General features: G+C 71.8%; 14 protein-coding genes. 8 read left to right on the top strand and 6 right to left on the bottom strand.

Features of this window, described 5'->3' with window-relative positions; genetic code table 11:
* Positions 1-38: 38 nt before the first annotated feature.
* A complete protein-coding gene (locus ACZ6S0_RS03080) occupies positions 39-1,253 on the top strand; it encodes an ABC transporter ATP-binding protein (RefSeq protein ID WP_465912917.1) in 1,215 nt (404 codons plus the stop codon).
* A 148-nt stretch (positions 1,254-1,401) separates the two neighbouring features.
* On the opposite strand, the gene ACZ6S0_RS03075 is transcribed toward ACZ6S0_RS03080, so the two are convergent.
* Positions 1,402-2,151: an SDR family NAD(P)-dependent oxidoreductase gene (locus ACZ6S0_RS03075; RefSeq protein ID WP_465912916.1), complete on the bottom strand. Its 750-nt coding sequence runs from the start codon at positions 2,149-2,151 to the stop codon at positions 1,402-1,404.
* A gap of 26 nt (positions 2,152-2,177) precedes the next feature.
* On the opposite strand from ACZ6S0_RS03075, the gene ACZ6S0_RS03070 reads away from it, so the two are divergent.
* Complete coding sequence (locus ACZ6S0_RS03070; protein WP_465912915.1) at positions 2,178-3,332, top strand: PQQ-dependent sugar dehydrogenase; 1,155 nt, start codon at positions 2,178-2,180, stop codon at positions 3,330-3,332.
* On the opposite strand, the gene ACZ6S0_RS03065 is transcribed toward ACZ6S0_RS03070, so the two are convergent.
* Positions 3,292-3,627, bottom strand: coding sequence for a carboxymuconolactone decarboxylase family protein (locus ACZ6S0_RS03065; RefSeq protein ID WP_465912914.1), 336 nt, complete (start codon positions 3,625-3,627; stop codon positions 3,292-3,294). The genes ACZ6S0_RS03070 and ACZ6S0_RS03065 overlap by 41 nt on opposite strands.
* A gap of 246 nt (positions 3,628-3,873) precedes the next feature.
* Between ACZ6S0_RS03065 and ACZ6S0_RS03060 the strand changes: the two genes are divergently transcribed.
* The 3 genes from ACZ6S0_RS03060 to ACZ6S0_RS03050 all read left to right on the top strand — a co-directional run bounded on the left by ACZ6S0_RS03060 (position 3,874) and on the right by ACZ6S0_RS03050 (position 8,667).
* The gene (locus tag ACZ6S0_RS03060; RefSeq protein ID WP_465912913.1) at positions 3,874-4,551 is read left to right on the top strand and encodes a hypothetical protein; all 678 of its coding nucleotides are present in this window, start codon (positions 3,874-3,876) and stop codon (positions 4,549-4,551) included.
* Between the two features lie 10 nt (positions 4,552-4,561).
* Entirely contained in the window at positions 4,562-7,375 is a 2,814-nt protein-coding gene (locus ACZ6S0_RS03055) for an AAA family ATPase (protein WP_465912912.1), read from the top strand.
* Between the two features lie 110 nt (positions 7,376-7,485).
* Complete coding sequence (locus ACZ6S0_RS03050) at positions 7,486-8,667, top strand: TerC family protein (RefSeq protein WP_465912911.1); 1,182 nt, start codon at positions 7,486-7,488, stop codon at positions 8,665-8,667.
* Here ACZ6S0_RS03050 and ACZ6S0_RS03045 read toward each other — a convergent pair.
* Positions 8,664-10,154 (bottom strand): LLM class flavin-dependent oxidoreductase, encoded by a 1,491-nt coding sequence (locus ACZ6S0_RS03045; RefSeq protein WP_465912910.1) that lies wholly within the window; start codon positions 10,152-10,154, stop codon positions 8,664-8,666. The two genes, ACZ6S0_RS03050 and ACZ6S0_RS03045, sit on opposite strands and share 4 nt — an antisense overlap.
* Positions 10,155-10,248: 94 nt before the next feature.
* Here ACZ6S0_RS03045 and ACZ6S0_RS03040 point away from each other — a divergent pair, with 94 nt between their 5' ends.
* On the top strand, positions 10,249-10,734 hold the full coding sequence (locus tag ACZ6S0_RS03040) for a hypothetical protein (protein ID WP_465912909.1): 486 nt from the start codon (positions 10,249-10,251) through the stop codon (positions 10,732-10,734).
* Positions 10,735-10,818: 84 nt separating this feature from the next.
* A complete protein-coding gene (glnII, locus tag ACZ6S0_RS03035) occupies positions 10,819-11,838 on the top strand; it encodes a glutamine synthetase (RefSeq protein ID WP_465912908.1) in 1,020 nt (339 codons plus the stop codon).
* Positions 11,839-11,892: 54 nt separating this feature from the next.
* Here glnII and ACZ6S0_RS03030 read toward each other — a convergent pair whose 3' ends face one another.
* From ACZ6S0_RS03030 to ACZ6S0_RS03020, 3 genes are all read right to left on the bottom strand, one after another.
* Positions 11,893-13,431 (bottom strand): aldehyde dehydrogenase family protein, encoded by a 1,539-nt coding sequence (locus ACZ6S0_RS03030; RefSeq protein WP_465912907.1) that lies wholly within the window; start codon positions 13,429-13,431, stop codon positions 11,893-11,895.
* 253 nt (positions 13,432-13,684) lie between these two features.
* Complete coding sequence (locus tag ACZ6S0_RS03025) at positions 13,685-14,602, bottom strand: alpha/beta fold hydrolase (protein WP_465912906.1); 918 nt, start codon at positions 14,600-14,602, stop codon at positions 13,685-13,687.
* A gap of 143 nt (positions 14,603-14,745) precedes the next feature.
* A complete protein-coding gene (locus tag ACZ6S0_RS03020) occupies positions 14,746-15,291 on the bottom strand; it encodes a cupin domain-containing protein (protein ID WP_465912905.1) in 546 nt (181 codons plus the stop codon).
* An 81-nt stretch (positions 15,292-15,372) separates the two neighbouring features.
* Between ACZ6S0_RS03020 and ACZ6S0_RS03015 the strand changes: the two genes are divergently transcribed.
* Entirely contained in the window at positions 15,373-17,139 is a 1,767-nt protein-coding gene (locus ACZ6S0_RS03015; protein ID WP_465912904.1) for an SWIM zinc finger family protein, read from the top strand.
* The last annotated feature ends 182 nt before the right edge of the window (positions 17,140-17,321 follow it).

The following is a 17,321-nucleotide window of genomic DNA, read 5'->3' as shown; positions in this document are numbered from 1 at the left end:
AACGTCCGGGCCACAGCCCTGGAGCGCGAAGGAATCCCATGGCATCCATCGTTCTGACGAACGTCGACAAGATCTACGCCGGTGGCGTGAAGGCCGTGAACGGGCTCAACCTTGAGATCAAGGACGGCGAGTTCATGGTGCTGGTCGGCCCGTCCGGTTGCGGTAAGTCGACCGCGCTCCGGATGATCGCCGGCCTTGAGGACATCAGCGGGGGCGAGATCTCGATCGGCGACAAGGTCGTCAACCACCTCCCGCCCAAAGACCGCGACATCGCGATGGTCTTCCAGAACTACGCGCTCTACCCGCACATGACGGTCGAGGAGAACCTCGCGTTCGGCCTCAAGCTCCGCAAGATGCCCAAGCCGGAGATCCAGAAGCGGGTCCACGACGCCGCCAAGATGCTCGGCCTGGAGACCTACCTCAAGCGCAAGCCGGCCGCGCTCTCCGGTGGTCAGCGCCAGCGCGTCGCCATGGGCCGCGCGATCGTCCGTGAGCCGCAGGCGTTCCTGATGGACGAGCCGCTGTCCAACCTCGACGCCAAGCTCCGCGTCTCCATGCGCGCCTCGCTCAACCAGATGCACGAGCGCCTCGGCGTCACCACCGTGTACGTCACCCACGACCAGGTCGAGGCCATGACCCTCGGCGACCGCGTCTGCGTGCTGCGCGACGGCCTCCTCCAGCAGGTGGACACCCCGCAGAACCTGTTCGACAAGCCGGTCAACCTGTTCGTGGCGGGCTTCATGGGCTCACCCTCGATGAACTTCGTCACCGCCGAGCTGGTCCGCGGCGACGGCGGCGCGGCCGTGGCCTTCGCCGACATCAAGCTGCTGATCCCCGAGACGGCCTTCGCCGACAAGCCCGGCCTCGACCAGTACCTCGGCAAGAAGGTCATCCTCGGCATCCGCCCCTCCGACTTCGAGGACGCCGCCTCCGCCGGCAACCACGCCAACGGCTGGGCCACCCTGCCGGTCAAGGCGGAGGTCACCGAGGAGCTGGGCTCCGAGATCAACGTGCTGTTCCTGATCGACGCCCCGCCGGTGGAGCACAAGGACACCGTCGCCGCCGCCGACACGGGCGACGACGAGGAGGCGCAGCTCCCGCTGTCGGGCGACAAGTCCCTGTGGACCGCGCGCGTCAACGCCCGCAGCCACGTGCGTCCCGGCCAGCACATCGACCTGGTCCTCGACACGCACAACCTGCACTTCTTCGACCCGACCTCGGGCCTGTCGATCGGCCACGAGGCCAACCGCTGAACCGCTGACCTCCGTTCCCGGCCGTGGGCGACGCCCACGGCCGTCCCGGGCCCCCACCGCGACCCCCTCCCGCGGCGGGGGCCCATCCTCCTCCACGGCGCCGCCCGGCCGAGGCACGGCACGGTCTCAGGCCCGGTCTCAGGCCCGGTCAGCGGCCGATGCGCTCGGACACCATCGCCTGCAGCCCGCGCGGCACGAGCCGGCCCACCGCCACAATGATCTTGTAGCGCAGGTCGGGGACCGACACCCGCTTGCCCAGCGCCAGGTCGCGCATGGCCGCGCGCACCACGGCGTCGGCCTTCAGCCACAGGAACCCGGGGATGCCCGAGGTGTCCATCGAGGCCCGCTGGTGGAACTCGGTGCGCACGAAACCGGGGCACAGCGCCATGATCTTGATGCGCGGGTTGCCCACCTCGTGCGCGGCTGACTCGCTGAAGTTCACCACCCACGCCTTGGACGCGCTGTAGGTGCCGCGCGTGAAGAACGCCGCCACCGACGCCACGTTGACGATCGCCCCCCGGTCGCGCTCGCGCATGCCGGGCAGCGCCGCCAGTGTCAGCCGCAGCACGGCCTCGCAGTGCACCTTGAGCATCCGGACCTCGCGCTCCACCGGCACATCGGGGAAGTGGCCCGCGTTGCCGAAACCGGCGTTGTTGACCAGCAGGTCGACGCCGTCGCGGATGCGCGACTCGACCCGGGCCAGGCCCTCCTCGGTGGCCAGGTCGGCGGGCAGCACCTCGACGTTTCCGCCGTACCTGAGTTTGAGCTGGTCGGCGACCCGGGCGAGGCGGTCTTCGTCACGCGCCACCAGGACGAGCGAGTACGCGTCGGCGGCCAGGCGCCGGGCGAAGGCGGCGCCGATGCCGGCGGTCGCTCCAGTGATCAGTGCGGTAGGCATGCCTGAACCCTAACGTCCATGGCAGGATGAGCGTCGTGCGCCTCGTCGTGGCCGTGTTACTCCTCGCGTCCCTGCTCGCCTGCGCCTCCGGCCCATCGGCCGCAACGGGCGCGACCTCCGCGGCACCCACCGCAGCACCCACCGCTGGGCCCGCGACGCCCACGGGCTCCCGGCAGCCGGGGAAGCTGCGCTTCACGGAGATCGCCGAGCTGGAGCAGCCGGTGGCGATGGCCGTGCGCAAGGGCGACGACCGGCTCTACGTCGCCGAGCAGACCGGCCGCCTGCGCACCTCCGACGGCACGACGGTGATCGACCTGTCCCGCGAGGTGAGCACGGGCAACGAGCAGGGGCTGCTCGGCGTGGCCTTCCACCCCACCGGCCGCTGGGTCTACCTCGACTGGACCGACGTCCAGGGCGACACCCACGTCACCGAGTGGGCCTACGACGGCACCCGCGCCACCGCCCGGCGCGACGTGCTCGTCCAGGACCAGCCGTACGCCAACCACAACGGCGGGCAGCTCGCCTTCGGCCCCGACGGTCACCTCTACATCGGACTCGGCGACGGTGGCAGCGCGGGTGACCCCGAGGGCAACGGCCAGGACCTCGGCACGCTGCTCGGCAAGATCCTGCGCATCGACCCGCGCGGCGACCCGTACGAGATCCCCGAGGACAACCCGTTCACCGGCCGGGCGGGGGCGCGTCCCGAGATCTGGGCCTACGGCCTGCGCAACCCGTGGCGGTTCACCTTCGACCGCGCCACCGGCGACCTGTGGATCGGCGACGTCGGCCAGAACGCCTGGGAGGAGGTCGACCACCAGCGCGCCGACTCGGAGGGCGGCGAGAACTACGGCTGGAACGTGCGCGAGGGCGACAGCCCCTACCGCGACGGCGGCGGCGACGACCTGGTCGACCCGGTGATCGTCTATCCGCTGAACGAGGGCGGCAACTGCTCGGTCATCGCCGGGCACGTCTACCGCGGCCAGAAGATCCCCTGGCTGCGCGGCCTGTTCCTGTACGGCGACTTCTGCGCCGGCTGGGTCAGGGCCGCGCCCGTGGCCGACCTCGACGACGCGGCCGAGGTCGGCAAGGTCGATCAGCTCTCCTCCTTCGGCGAGGGCCCCGACGGCGAGTTGTACGCGCTCAGCCTGCAGGGTCCGCTGTATCGGATCGAGCCTGCCTGACCCGTTCGATCAGGTCCTCCACCTGGCCGTTCAGCTTCGCGCCCCGGGCCCAGCCCGCGTAGTGGGTCAGGAAGACCACCACCTCGCGCAACTCGGCCTCGCTCAGCTCGCCGGCGCGCAGGGCCGCGTCGAGCTGGACGTCCGTCATCTCGTGCAGTCCCTGGCCGACGAGCAGCCCGAGAAGGAGCAGGCGGCGCTCCCTGATCGACAGGACCGACCGCGACCAGACGTCGGCGAACTGGCGCTCGGCCGTGATGCCGAACGAGTCCATGGTCTCCATTGCGGGTTCTGTCATTGTTCGCTCCGGGTGTCGAAAGGGATCCTCATATCTTTCGCTACTTCCTGGGATGAACCAATGGGGGTTGCATGAACGTTGTAGCGGGGCGTCCCCGGCCCAGATTCCGGCCGCTGGTTGATCTGTAACAAGTAAAGCCAAGGTACGGCCAAGATTTGGTCAAGATTTGTCCCCGCCCATCCGGCTCATTCCACCTGAAAGCGGGCACATACCACTCCGTTGGTCCGTACAGCGGAGGTAGCCCTGGTGAGAACGGCAAGGGCGTTGACCGCGCTCATCGTCGCGGCCCTGGCGCTGTCCGCGTGCGGGCAGCCGGAGTTCACCTACGTACGGGACAGGGGCGGCACGACGTACTTCAAGGTGCCCGCCACGTTCACGCGGCTGGACGCGTCCCCGATCGAGCTGTACCTGTCCGGCGACCACCCCGACTCGCAGGCGGCGCTCCTGCGCGCCCAGCGGGTGTGGTCGACGGCCTTCGACCGGTCGGCGGACCCGTCGGTCGAGCACCTGCTCGGCTCGGCGGAGCCGTTCGTCTACGCCACCGTGCACCAGCTCACCGCGGAGCAGCGCGACACGGTCTCGCTGAACGGGCTGCGCGACTTCGTCCTCCCGGTGACGGAGGAGGTGCGCCTGCGGTACGTACGGCAGGCCCTGGAGGCGGGCCGGCTTCCGACGCTCAACCGCTTCGAACCCCTCAGCGACGAGGTGCTGACCCTGGACGGCGGCGCGCGGGGCGTGCACGTCCGCTTCAACTACCAGATCGGCGCCGAGGTGCAGACGTTCGACCACACCGCGATCCTCGACGAGAGGGGCGCCACGGTCTCCGTCATGCTCATCGGCTGCCGGTCGGTCTGCTTCAGGGAACGCGCGGCGGAGTTCGACCAGATCGCGAGTTCTTTCAAGCTGCTCCGGCTGCCCGGATGAGGGAGCGCCAGTGACCAGGACGATCGAACGCGAAGGGCTGCGCGCCCCCGGCAGCGGGCCCGCCGATCCCGGCGCCGTGGCCAGGACGGGGATGCGGTGGTGGGACCGGAGCAGGCTCCTCGTCCTCCTCGTGCTCGCCTACCTCGTCCTGACCTGGAAGATGATGGCCGACTTCGAGGGCATCGTCACCTTCCCCGAGGCCGCCGGGCACGTCGCGCCGGCGCACCAGTGGATCTTCTGGCTGCTCGGGGCGGAGGCCGTCAGGCAGGCGCACCTCCTCGTCGGCGAGCACTGGCCGGGCTACCACCGCTTCTGGAGCCACGGGGTCTTCGGCGGATTCGAACGCTGGACGCGCCGCCGCTTCGGCGACTGGACGCGCTTCCTTCTGGCGCGGGCGTTGAAGATCGTGTTCCTCGTCGTGCTGTCGGCTCTGGCGCTGGGGGCCCTGCTGGAGGTCAGCCCGTTCACCGCGCTGTTCCGGGCGCCGGGGCTGCTCTGGCGGGCGCCGCCGGCCATCGTGGCGGTCGTCCTCCCGCTCGCCTTCCTGATCGGTCTGTTCCGGGTCCTGTCCAGGGCCGGGGTCGAGACGTACCACCCTGACGACGTCAAGACCCGCTTCACCGACGTGTGGGGGCAGGACCACGTGGTCGAGCGCCTCCGGGAGGACATCGCCTTCCTGGAGCGGCCCGGCGCGATCGAGCGGCGCGGCGGGTACGCGCCCCGCGGCCTGCTGCTGTGGGGCCCGCCGGGCACCGGCAAGACCCTCATGGCCGAGGCCGTGGCCGGCGAGACCGGCAAGCCGTACGTGTTCGCGGGGCCCGGCGCGTTCGCGGGGCTCGGCTCTCTCAAGGTCAGGTCGCTGTTCAGGAGGCTGCGCAAGCTGGCGCTCCGGTACGGCGGCGTGATCGTCTTCCTCGACCAGGCCGACTCTCTCGGCAGGCGGGGACGCCCGGCCCGGCAGGGCCCGTCAGGACCCGCCGACGGCTCGGCCGGTTGCCACGGGATGAGCTACCTGTCCGAGGCCACCCGGCAGTTGCTCGCGTCCCGTGGTGGGCGGCCCGGCGGGAAGGAACGTGACCGTCTCCTCCCTGATGGGCACCTCGTGGGCCGGGGCGTGGCGGAGAGCGGCGACAACGGCACGCTCCAGACGCTGCTCACCGAGCTGTCCGGGCTGAGGCGGCCGCGCGGGTTCGTCAACCTGTCGGTCCGGCGGCTGCTGGGCATGCGGCCCAAACCGCCGCCCGAATACCGCATCCTCGTCGTGCTGGCCGCCGACCGGCCCGACGCGCTCGACGAGGCGCTGCTGCGGCCGGGCCGCGTCGACCGCGTCCACCAGGTCGGCTACCCGTCCAAGGCCGGGCGGGTGCGGACGTACCAGGGGTATTTCGGCAAGGTGTGGCACGAGCTGACCCCCGGGCAGATCGACAAACTGGCCACGATCACTCCCAACGCCACCGGCGCCACGATCAAGGACCTGGTCAACGAGTCGCTCATGACCGCCGTCCGGGCCGGCCGCGAGGTCGTCACCTGGTCCGACGTGCTGCGCGCCAGGCGGCTCAAGCAGCTCGGGCCGCCAGGGGCCGCCGAATACGTCGACCGCGAACGGCACGCCGTGGCCGTGCACGAGGCGTGCCACGCCGTCGTGGCGTACGCGACCCGCCACCACCTGGAGATCGACGTCGCCACCATCGAGCGGGGCACCGACCACCTGGGCCTGGTCGCCTCGGTCAAGCCCGAGGACCGGTTCACCCGGTGGAAGTCCGAGCACGAGGCCGACATCCTGGTCTCCCTGGCCTCGCTGGCCGGGGAGCGGATGTTCTTCGGCGAGGACAGCTCCTCGGGCGTCTCCGGCGACCTCTACTCCGCCACGTACCTGACGGCGATGATGGAGTCGTCCTGGGGGATGGGCGCGGGCGTCGCCTCGCTGCCCGCCCTTCGGGAGCTGGAGCTCGCGGGCGGCGGGGCCGTGCGGGGGGAGCGCATCGAGGGCGACCTCGCGCGGCTGCTGGAGCGGGCCGGGCGGCTGCTGGAGGAGCACCGCAGGGAGGTCCTCTGCCTGGCGCACGCGCTGGAGGCGTACAGGACGCTCGACGGTGACGACGTGGTGGCGGTCATCCGGCGTGAGCGCGGGCCGCTGGTCGACGGGACCTTGTACGCGTCCGAGGAGCTGTACCGGGAGCTGGAGGACTACCACCGGGACGCGGCCAGGGCGCACAGGGAGCACGGCACGATCGGTCGCGATCTGCCCAGGTATCCGACACCCCCGACACCCCCGGCGCGCTCGGCACCGGTCGCGGCGGCACCGGGCAGGGCGGCACCAGGTGGGATGGTGCCGGGTGGGATGCGGTCCGACAGGCCGGACTTCGTGCCTTGGGGCCCCAACGCGCCGTCCTCGTCCGCGCTGCCCGTCGTGGTCGGCGCGCCGCCGCGAGAGGGCCGGGTCGATGGCCGGATCGGGCGCCGGGGTGCGGGGCGGGTCTGGGTGGTCGTCGTCAGCCTGCTTGGGCTCGTGGCGCTGTCGGTCATCGCCGCGCTGGCCGTGACGGGCCTGCCGAGCGGCGGCACCGGCCCCGGGGCGGGCGATTCGTCCGGGGTGGCCTCGCCGGGGCTGCTGTTCCTGCTGTTCGTCATGATCGTGGCGGTGATCGTGGGCGGCGGGCTGGCGTTCGTCGCGATCAAGGGCGTACGCACGGCGCAGGCCAAGGCGGAGCGGGAACGCGACCAGGCCCATGCCCGCGCCCAGCTCCTGGCCGCCGCGATGGACCCGGACACGGCCATGCGCCTGCTCGGCTACGACGGCACCGGCACCGGCCACCACACCTGACGCGCGGGCTTGGGGCTCGCCGGAGCGGGGTAGCACCTGCGACGACACGAGTTCGCGCCCGACGGCAGTCGCCGCTCCCCACGACGGCCCGCACGACATGGAGCCTTCGAGTGGACGTGACCGCCGCGGTGTGGTGGCTGACGATCCTGGGAATCGTCGGGCTGCTGCTGTTCGACTTCGTCTTCCATGTCCGCCGGGCGCACGTCCCCACCCTGCGCGAGGCGTCGCTGTGGTCTGCCCTGTACGTCGGCATCGCGCTGCTGTTCGGCGTCGGAGTCTGGCTGCTGGGCGGCTCGGAGTCCGGCGCCGAGTATTTCGCCGGTTACGTCACGGAGAAGGCGCTCTCGGTCGACAACCTCTTCGTGTTCCTCGTCATCATGTCGAGCTTCAAGGTGCCGCGCGCCGACCAGCAGAAGGCGCTGCTGTTCGGCATCGTCTTCTCGCTGGTCGCCCGCACCGGGTTCATCCTGGTCGGCGCGGCGCTGATCAACATGTTCGCCTGGGTGTTCTACCTGTTCGGCCTCATCCTGCTGCTCACGGCGGGCAACCTGCTCAAGCCCGAGGGCGAGGAGAGCCACTCCCCGGACAACCTCATGGTCCGCGCCGCCCGCCGGCTGCTGCGTACGAGCGACGAGTACGACGGCGACAGGCTGTTCACCGTACGGGACGGCCGCCGCGTCATGACGCCCATGCTGCTCGTCATGATCGCCATCGGCGGCACCGACATCCTGTTCGCCCTCGACTCGATCCCCGCGATCTTCGGCCTCACCCAGAACGTCTACATCGTCTTCACCGCGACCGCGTTCTCCCTGCTGGGCCTGCGCCAGCTCTACTTCCTCATCGACGGCCTGCTGAACCGCCTGATCTACCTCAGCTACGGCCTGGCCGTGATCCTCGGCTTCATCGGCGTCAAGCTGATCCTGCACGCGCTGCACGAGAACAACGTCGCGTTCATCAACGAGGGCGAGCCGGTGAAGGTCGTCGAGATCAGCACCGGGCTGTCCCTGATGGTGATCATCGGCGTGCTGGTGGTGACCGTGGTGGCCTCGCTGGCCAGCCCCAGGGGCCGCGCCCAGAACACGATCTCCACCGTGCGCCGGCACGCCCAGGAGTACCTCGACGTCGAGCACGACCCGCAGGTGCGCGAGGAGATCTTCCGCCGGCTGCGCGCCGGGGAGGAGCAACTGGGGAGGCTGCCGGGGGAGTACCGCGAGCGCGTCCGCGCCGACGACAGGCTCACGGACCTGCTGCGCAGGGCCCACGAGGAACACGAGCGCGGCACGGGCTCCTAAACAGTCGCCGGTACGGCCATCCGGATCCCCAGGCGGCCGATCGGCTCGACCAGCTCCTCCTCCTCGTACGCGAAGTGGGACGTGAGCACGTCGGCCAGCCGGTCCACCCTGGCCCTGACCCGGTCGACGCGCCCAGGATCGCGCAGCAGCTCCACGCACGCCTGGTCCAGCCGTCCGAGCAGCTCGGCGATCACCTCGTGCTCCTGCCGCAGCTTCTTGATCACCGGGGCCAGCGCCGGGTCGCTCTCCAGGACGGCCGGGAACAACGACTCGTCCTCGATCGTGTGGTGCACGGCCAGCAGCCGGTGGAACGTGGCGCAGAACGTGCCGAGCGTCCAGTGGTTCTGCCGCACGCTCAGCCGGTCGACCGCCGAACCCGAGGCGGTCGTGCCCGGCCGGGCCGCCGCCACCTGCTCCACCGCGTCGCGGACCTGCCGCAGCTCCTGCCGGTAGCCGTCGTGCACGTGCACCAGGTGCCGCCCCAGCCGCTGCTGCTCGGGGGTGAGCGCCGCCGGGTCCCGCCTGGCGGCGCGCGGCCGTCCGGCCTCGTCCAGGTCCCGCAGCTCGGCGATCGTGACGGGCCACCCGGCGGGCTCGGGCGCGGGCCCGCCGCGCTCCAGGGCCACCGCCTCGCGCACGGCCGGGGCCACCTCTTCCGCGAACGTCCGCAGGTCCCGCTCGGCCTCCACCCCCGGCGCCAGCACGAACCCGGTCATCCCCGCCCCGAACACCAGCTCCGTGAGCTGCTCGGCCCACAAAGAGGCGGGCCCGTCGAGGAAGCCGGGTCCGGGCAGCGGCGAGAACGAGCCGCCCACGTTGTACACCTTGCGGATCGAGGCCGGATCACGCCCCGCGTCCTCGGCCGCCGCGTCCAGCAGCCTCGCCTGGGCGGTCACCGCCTCGGGCGGGCTGTGGAAGGAGGAGGTCAGCCAGCCGTCGCCCGTCCGCCCGGTCAGCTCCAGCATCCTGCGCCCGGTCGCGCCGATCCAGATGCCGATCGGGTGCGCGGGCAGCGGGCCGGGCCGCGCGCCGCCGAGCCGGTAGTGGACGCCCTCGAACACCACGGGCTCACCCGGCGTCCACAGGGCCCGCAGCACGGTGACGGCCTCGGCCAGCGCCTCGATCGACTCGCCGGGCGAGAGCCGGGGCCCGCCCATCCCCGCGATCGCGTCCCAGAACGCGCCCGCGCCCAGCCCCAGCTCCACCCGGCCGCCGCTGAGCAGGTCGAGCGAGGCCGCGGCGCGCGCGAGCACGGCGGGCGGCCGCAGCGGCAGGTTGACCACGTCGGGGACCAGCCGGATCCGCTCGGTACGCGCCGCGACGGCCGACAGCAGCGTCCACGTGTCCAGGAAACCGGCCTGGTACGGATGATCCTGGACCCCGACCAGGTCGAGGCCGAGCCGGTCGGCCAGCGTGACGTGGCGCAGCAGCCGCTCCCGCCCGGCGGCCTCGGGCGACAGGAACGCGCCGAACCACAGATCGTGCATGACAATCCCCCCGAATCGCCCTCCACGTCGCTCCCCGTACTCGATGGTCGCACGGCGTCGCGAACCGCTTCCCGCTGCCCCACGTCTTAGGGGTGTGCATCGACTCGCCGCGCCCGCGCTCCTGCTCGCCCTCCTCCTGACGGCCGCCTGCTCCGACGAGGTGGTCTGCACGGCGATCGGCACGCCGGTCGGCGTGTCCGTCAACGTCAAGGCGCCGCTGGCGGCGCGCGCCGAGTCCGCCGAGATGGAGGTGTGCTGGGACGGCTCGTGCGAGCGGACGCGGGCCGACCTGTTCCCGTCCACCCGGCCGGGCGCGCAGACCTGCTCGGGCGACTCCTGCGGGGTGTCGGCCGTGCCCACCGCCGACAAGCACGGGTTCGGCGACGTCCAAGGGCTGCCCAAGCGCCAGGTGCAGGTACGCCTGACGCTGCGGGACGCCGGATCCGAGCCGATCCTGGAGCGGACGGTGGCCGTCACCCCGAAGGGCCGCTTCCCCAACGGCCCTCGGTGCGGCGAGGGCGGCCCGAACGCCGTGCTCACGGTCGAGGCCGACGGCACGCTCCGGGAGTCGGCCGATTAACACGGCGTTCACATTCGGGCAAAACCCGGGAAACGGCCATCCGGAAGACTCGGCGTGGCTGAGAAGAACCCCGAAAGGACCGACGTGAGCTACAAGGCTGAGTACATCTGGATCGACGGCACCGAGCCCACGGCTCTGCTGCGCTCGAAGACGAAGATCCTCGCCGACGGAGCCGAGCCTCCGGTCTGGGGCTTCGACGGCTCCAGCACCAACCAGGCCGAGGGCCACTCGTCGGACCGCGTGCTCCGCCCGGTGTTCACCTGCCCCGACCCGATCCGCGGCGGCGACCACGTTCTCGTCCTGTGCGAGGTCGAGGAGATCGACGGCGAGCCGCACGCGAGCAACACCCGCGCCCTGCTGCGCCCCGTCGCCGAGCAGTACGCCGACCAGGACTCCTGGTTCGGCATCGAGCAGGAGTACACGTTCTTCAAGGGCAGCCGCCCGCTCGGCTTCCCCGAGGGCGGCTTCCCCGCGCCGCAGGGCCACTACTACTGCGGCGTCGGCGCCGAGGCCGTGTTCGGCCGCGACATCGTCGAGCTCCACCTCGACCGCTGCCTCGCCGCCGGGCTGAAGATCTCCGGCATCAACGCCGAGGTCATGCCGGGCCAGTGGGAGTTCCAGGTCGGCCCGGCGGGCCCGACCGAGGTCGCCGACCACCTGTGGGTCGCCCGCTACCTGCTCTACCGCACCGCCGAGGAGTTCGGCGTCGAGGCCACCCTCGACGCCAAGCCCGCCCGCGGCGACTGGAACGGCGCCGGCGCGCACACCAACTTCTCCACCAAGGCCATGCGCGAGGGCTACGAGGCCATCATCACCGCCTGTGAGGCGCTCGGCGAGGGTGACAAGCCCATGGAGCACGTCACCCAGTACGGCGCCGACATCGAGCTGCGCCTCACCGGCCACCACGAGACCGCCCCGTGGAACAAGTACAGCTACGGCGTCTCCAACCGCGGCGCGTCCGTGCGCATCCCGTGGCAGGTCGAGGTGGACAAGAAGGGCTACATCGAAGACCGCCGCCCCAACGCCAACATCGACCCCTACGTGGTCACCCGCCTGCTGGTGAACACCTGCTGCGCGGCCCTGGAGAAGGCCGGCCAGGTCTGACCCGGCACCTGACCCGCCACTGAGCGACGGGGCCCCGGCGCGGGGCCCCGTTTCTCATGCCAGCCGGAAGCCCAGGTCGGGGACGATCTCCGCGACGTCCATCTGCGCCTTCTGCAGCCGCCCGGAGTGGTCCCAGTTCATCGCCTGCCAGCGGGTGAACTGGTCGAGCACCCACACGCCGGACTGGCGGCTGCCGTTGCCCGACTTGCCGTTGCCGCCGAACGGCAGGTGCGCCTCGGCGCCCGAGGTGGAGTTGTTGACGCTGACCATGCCGGCCGAGACGCCCTCGCGGAAGCGGAAGGCGTGCTTGGGGTCGGTGGTGTAGATGGAGCTCGACAGGCCGTAGCCGGGCAGGTTGGCCAGCTCGATCGCCTCGTCCATGGTCGCGAACGTGGTCACGCCCACGATCGGGCCGAACGTCTCCTCCATGAACAGCCGGTCGCCCGGCCGCACGCCGTCGACCACGACCGGGTGGTAGTAGAGCCCCTCGCCGCCGTCGAAGCCGCCGCGCGGGTTGTCGTTCGTGATGCGGCCGGTGGGGCCGGTGACGACCCGCTGGTGGGGCTGGATCCAGGTCAGGTACTCCTCGTAGCGGTTGGCGAACTTGCCGTCGAGCAGCGGCCCGGCCAGCACGTCCGTGGTGGGGTCGCCGATCCTGGCCGCGTCCACGGCCCGCGCGAACCTGTCGAGGAACGCGTCGTGGACGCTCTCGTGCACGATCACGGTGCCGAGACTGGTGCAGCGCTGACCGGCGGTGCCGAAGCCGGAGAACAGCGCGCCCTCGACCGCCAGGTCCAGGTCCGCGTCCGGCATGATCACCATCGGGTTCTTGCCGCCCAGCTCCAGGCAGGCCGACTGCAGGTGGCGGCCGGTCAGCTCGCCGATCTTGCGGCCCACCTCGCTGGAGCCGGTGAAGCCCACCTTCTGCACGCTGCCCTCGCCGAGCGCCAGCTCCAGGCCGCCGAACGTCTCGGCGCCGTCCGCGAAGACGAGGTTCAGCACGCCGTCGGGCAGGCCCGCCGCCACGAACAGCCGGAACATGGCGTGCGCGGAGGCGGCGGCGTACTCGGCGGGCTTCCAGACCACGGCGTTGCCGCACAGCAGGGCCGGAACGAGATACCACGACGGCACGGCCACCGGAAAGTTGCCCGCCGTGACGACCGCCGCGACGCCGACCGGGGTGCGGAAGGTGAACAGGTTCTTGTCCGGCATCTCCGACGGGACCGTCTGGCCGTACAGCCTGCGGCCCTCGCCCAGGAAGAAGTCGCAGGTATCCACGATCTCCCTGACCTCGCCCAGCGCCTCGGCGTACGGCTTGCCGATCTCCTCGGTCACCAGCCGGGCCAGCGTCTCGGCGTTGGCCTCCACCAGCCGCCCGATGGAGGCGATCACTCGCCCGCGCACCGGGGCGGGCACCCTGGCCCACTCGCGTTGCGCCTCCTTGGCGGTGCGGCAGGCGGCGGCGAACGTGCCGGCGTCGGCCAGCCCGACCCGGGCCACGACCTCGCCGGTGCTGGCGGGGTTGACGGAGTCGTACGTCGCGGTGCTCGCGGCGTCCTTGCCCCCGACGATGGAAACGATCTGACGGCTCACCGGTGCCCTCCTCATAGTTCCTCCGGACAGACAACCATCCCGCAGGAAAAAACCCAAGGTCGCGCGGTGCGACGGCGCGGATCGCCGGGCGGCCGCAGGGCCGCGCGGGACCGGGCCGTCGCACCGCTGGAATTCGTCGGGCCGGGGGGCGGCTGGATTTCCCTTCGCCGGGGTGTGCCGTGCCCGGGAACGCCTTTCCCGGAATGGGCCTCGGCAATACAGCCGCCCCTTTGGCCCTGCTGTCAACTCCGCATCAACTCGTTTGTTGACTCGTGTGACGAATGATGAGTTCGGCGATCCGGCCCGGCAGCCCCGGCGACAGGAACGAGTGGCCCATCCCCTCAATGGTCTCCAGTCGCGCGTCCGGGATCTGGGCGGTCACCGCGGCCCCGTGCGGGAGCGGGCGCAGGGGGTCCTCGGTGCCGTGCACGACCAGCGTGGGGGCCCGTACGGTGAGCAGCGGGACACACCGGTCCTTGGTCATCACACGCCCGGCCAGGTCGTGGTTGGCCGCGGCGGCGGGGTTCGCGGAACGGTCGAAGGACTCCTCGGCCAGGCGCCGGGCCGCCGCCTCGTCGAAGGGCAGCGCGTCGCCGTTCAGCACCCGCCAGGTCTCCATGTTCGCCGCGATGATCTCCTCGCGGGTGGCCCGGGGGGCGGTGGCCAGGCGCGCGAGGTGCTGGAGGAAGCGGGGGGCGGGCGGGGGCAGGTCGTCGGGGTCGGGGTCCCGCCCCGCCAGCGCGCGGGCCCAGGCGGGCCCGGCGTCGGCGCCCATGGGGCCGGACATGATGACGGTCAGGGTCGCCACCCGCTCGGGGTGGTGTACGGCCAGCCACTGGGCGATCGTGCCGCCCAGTGAGGCGCCGGCCACGTGGGCGCGGGTGACGTCGTACGCGTCGAGCACGGCGAGCGCGTCACCGGCCAGGTCGGCCAGCGTGTACGGGTGCGCGGTGAAGTCGACGCAGTCGGAGCGGCCGGTGTCGCGGTGGTCGAAGCGGATCACCTGCCGGTCGCCGGACACAAGGGTTCCCACGAGTTCGGCCGGCCAGCCCAGGCCGGGGGTGGAGGTGCCCATGACGAGCAGCACCACTGGGTCACCGGGGTCGCCGAACCGTTCGGTCCACAGCCGCACATTTCCGGAGCTGATGAATTTCCCGTCGATGGCGATCATGGACATCAATATATCGACTTGTTTGCATTTTGCGATGAAATTACTTCATTTCAAATATTTACCGCGAGCGAGCCGGAACGGACGATTCGCTCATATGCCATGCGACGCAGACTGCAGGCCGGTCTTGTTGTCAGGCTGTCAAGTCAAGCCGTGAAGTCGGCGAAGTCGAAGCCGGGCGAGACGACGCAGGTCACCAGCACCTCCTCCACGCCCGCCGGACGCGCCGACTGCCACACCCCGCCCGGCACGATCGCCTGCGGCACCTGCCCGCGCTCCACGTCAGGCCCCAGCGTGACCGTCTCGTCCCCGATCGTCAGGTCGAGCGGCCCGCCCCGGTGCCACAACCACAGCTCCGCCGACCTGACCGCGTGCGGCACCGACTCCTCGCCCGGCCGCAACAGGAAGTAGATGGCGGTGGCGCTGGCCCGGGGCCCGGGGTACCCGTCAGGCTCGAACGTCACGGGCGACCGCCACGTCTCGCGAAACCAGCCGCCCTCAGGATGGGGGAGCAGGTCAAGCGCCTCGGCCACGGGCGGGCGGGTGACGAAGGCGACAGGCGCGCCGGTGACGTCCCTGCGCAGAAAACGATCGCCGTCGAGGACGAGCTGGCCGTCGAGCGCGCTGGCCAACGCCGCCGCCTCGTCGGCCACCTCGACGGACGGCCCGTCAGGATAGATCGACAACTCCACAGGCAGAGTCTAGGGGGACGTCCCAGGCGGACGGCGCTCCACAACCCGCAGCCGCACCACCTCCGGGCACGCCTGGGGGTGGTGATCGCGGACGTGGGCGTGGACGTGACCGTGGCCCGCTTCCGGATGTTGCGGGAGTGGCGCGAAATGTCGGTCAGGCTGGCTAGTCTGCGGCAGGTGATCGAACGGTGGAGCCGTGATCAGGTGCTCGCCCTCGCCTCCGACGCGTCGTCCAGGAAGGCGGCGCAGGGGGTGGCGACGCCCGCGAAGTGGTCGGCGCGCGGCACGACGGGCACGGTCCTGTACGGCGAGTGCAAGGGCAGCGGCGCCGTCCCCTACCGGGCGTGCGTCGACCTGACCGAGCCCGCCTACCGGTGCAGTTGCCCGAGCCGGAAGTTCCCGTGCAAGCATGCGCTCGGGCTCCTGCTCCTCTGGTCGGCCGACGGGATCCCCGCGCGGGAAGCCGCGCCGCAGTGGGTGACGGAGTGGCTCGACGGCCGGGCCGAGCGGGCCGCGAAAGCCGCCGCCCGCCTCGACGCCGCCCGTGCTGACGCCGGCACCGGCGCGATCCGGGCGGACGCCGAGACCTCCGAAACGGTGGCCGACACCGGGACGTACGCGGCCGGTGCGGGTGCCGGGATGGGTGCCGGGGCTCGGAGTGCCGGGTCCGGGTCGGGGGCGGGGTCCGGGTCGAGTGCGGCGGGGGCGGCGCGTCATGGGCGGGTGGCCGCCGGGCTGGTGGAGCTGGAGCGGTGGCTGGCCGACCAGATACGCCAAGGGCTGGTGGGGGCCGTCGAGCACGACTGGGACGGCCTGGCCAAGCGGCTCATCGACGCCCAGGCCCCCGGCGTGGCCGGGGTCGTCTCCCGGCTGTCCCGGGTGCGCGCGGAAGAGGGCTGGCCGGGGCGGCTCCTGGAGGAGTACGCGCTGATCAACCTGCTCGCCGTCGCCTACCGGCGGCGCTCCGAGCTGCCGGAGCCGCTCGCGCAGACCGTGCTGATCCGCGTCGGGTTCCCCGTCACGCGGGAAGAGGTGCTGGTCGGCCCCACGGTACGCGACCACTGGCACGTGCTGGGACGCCGCGACGAGGCACAGGACGGGCTGACGGCCCGCCGCGTCTGGCTGCGGGGACACCGCACCGGCAGGCCCGCGCTGATCCTGTCGTTCGCCGCCCAGGGCCGCCCGCTGGACGCGTCCCTGGTGACGGGCACCACGATCGACGCCGACCTCGCCTACTACCCGGGCGCCGCGCCACTGCGCGCCCTGGTGGCAGCCCGCCACGACACCCTGCCCACGGCTCCCCACGACACCCTGCCCACGGCTCCCCACGACACCCTGCCCACGGCTCCCCACGACACCTCGCCTACGGCTCCCCACGACACCTCGCCTACGGCTCCCCACGACACCTCGCCTACGGCTCCCCACGACACCTCGCCCACAGCCCGCCAGGGCACCTCGCCCACGGCCCGCCAGGACACTCTCCCTGCGGCTCCACGCGACGCCGCCCGTGCGGCCGGAGACGCGGAGCCTGGGGCCGGGGACGCCGTCCTCCCCGTGGCCGGGCGTGCCGGGCCGCCGTCCGGGGCGCTGCCGGAAGAGGCGCTCAACGAGATCGCCGGGGCCCTGGCCGACGACCCGTGGACCGACTCCTGGCCGCTGGTCCTGACCGGCGTGGTGCCCGAGCGTACGGCGATCGGCGGGCTTCCGCTCCACCCGCGTTCACGCGACCCCTGGCGGCTGATCGCCGTCTCCGGAGGACGCCCGCTGACCGTGGCCGTCGAGTGGACCCCGCACGGTCTGCGCCCCCTGACCACCTGGGACGACGAAGGAACGACGGTGATCTTGTGACGGGTCCGCATGGCGGTGGGCCGGTGGTCGGTCCGCGTGACGGGGGATCGGTGGTGGGTCCGCGTGGCGGGGGGATCGGTGGTGGCCCGGTGAACAGTTCGTACGGCAGGGGATCGGTGGTGGCCGGGTGAGCGGTCAGTACGGCGGTGGGTCGGTGGTGGTCCCGTGAGCGGGTGGGATGA

Source organism: Nonomuraea sp. NPDC051298 (genome assembly GCF_055586305.1).
The sequence above is the reverse complement of the archived record's forward strand: the minus strand, read 5'-3'. Positions and strand labels throughout refer to the sequence as shown.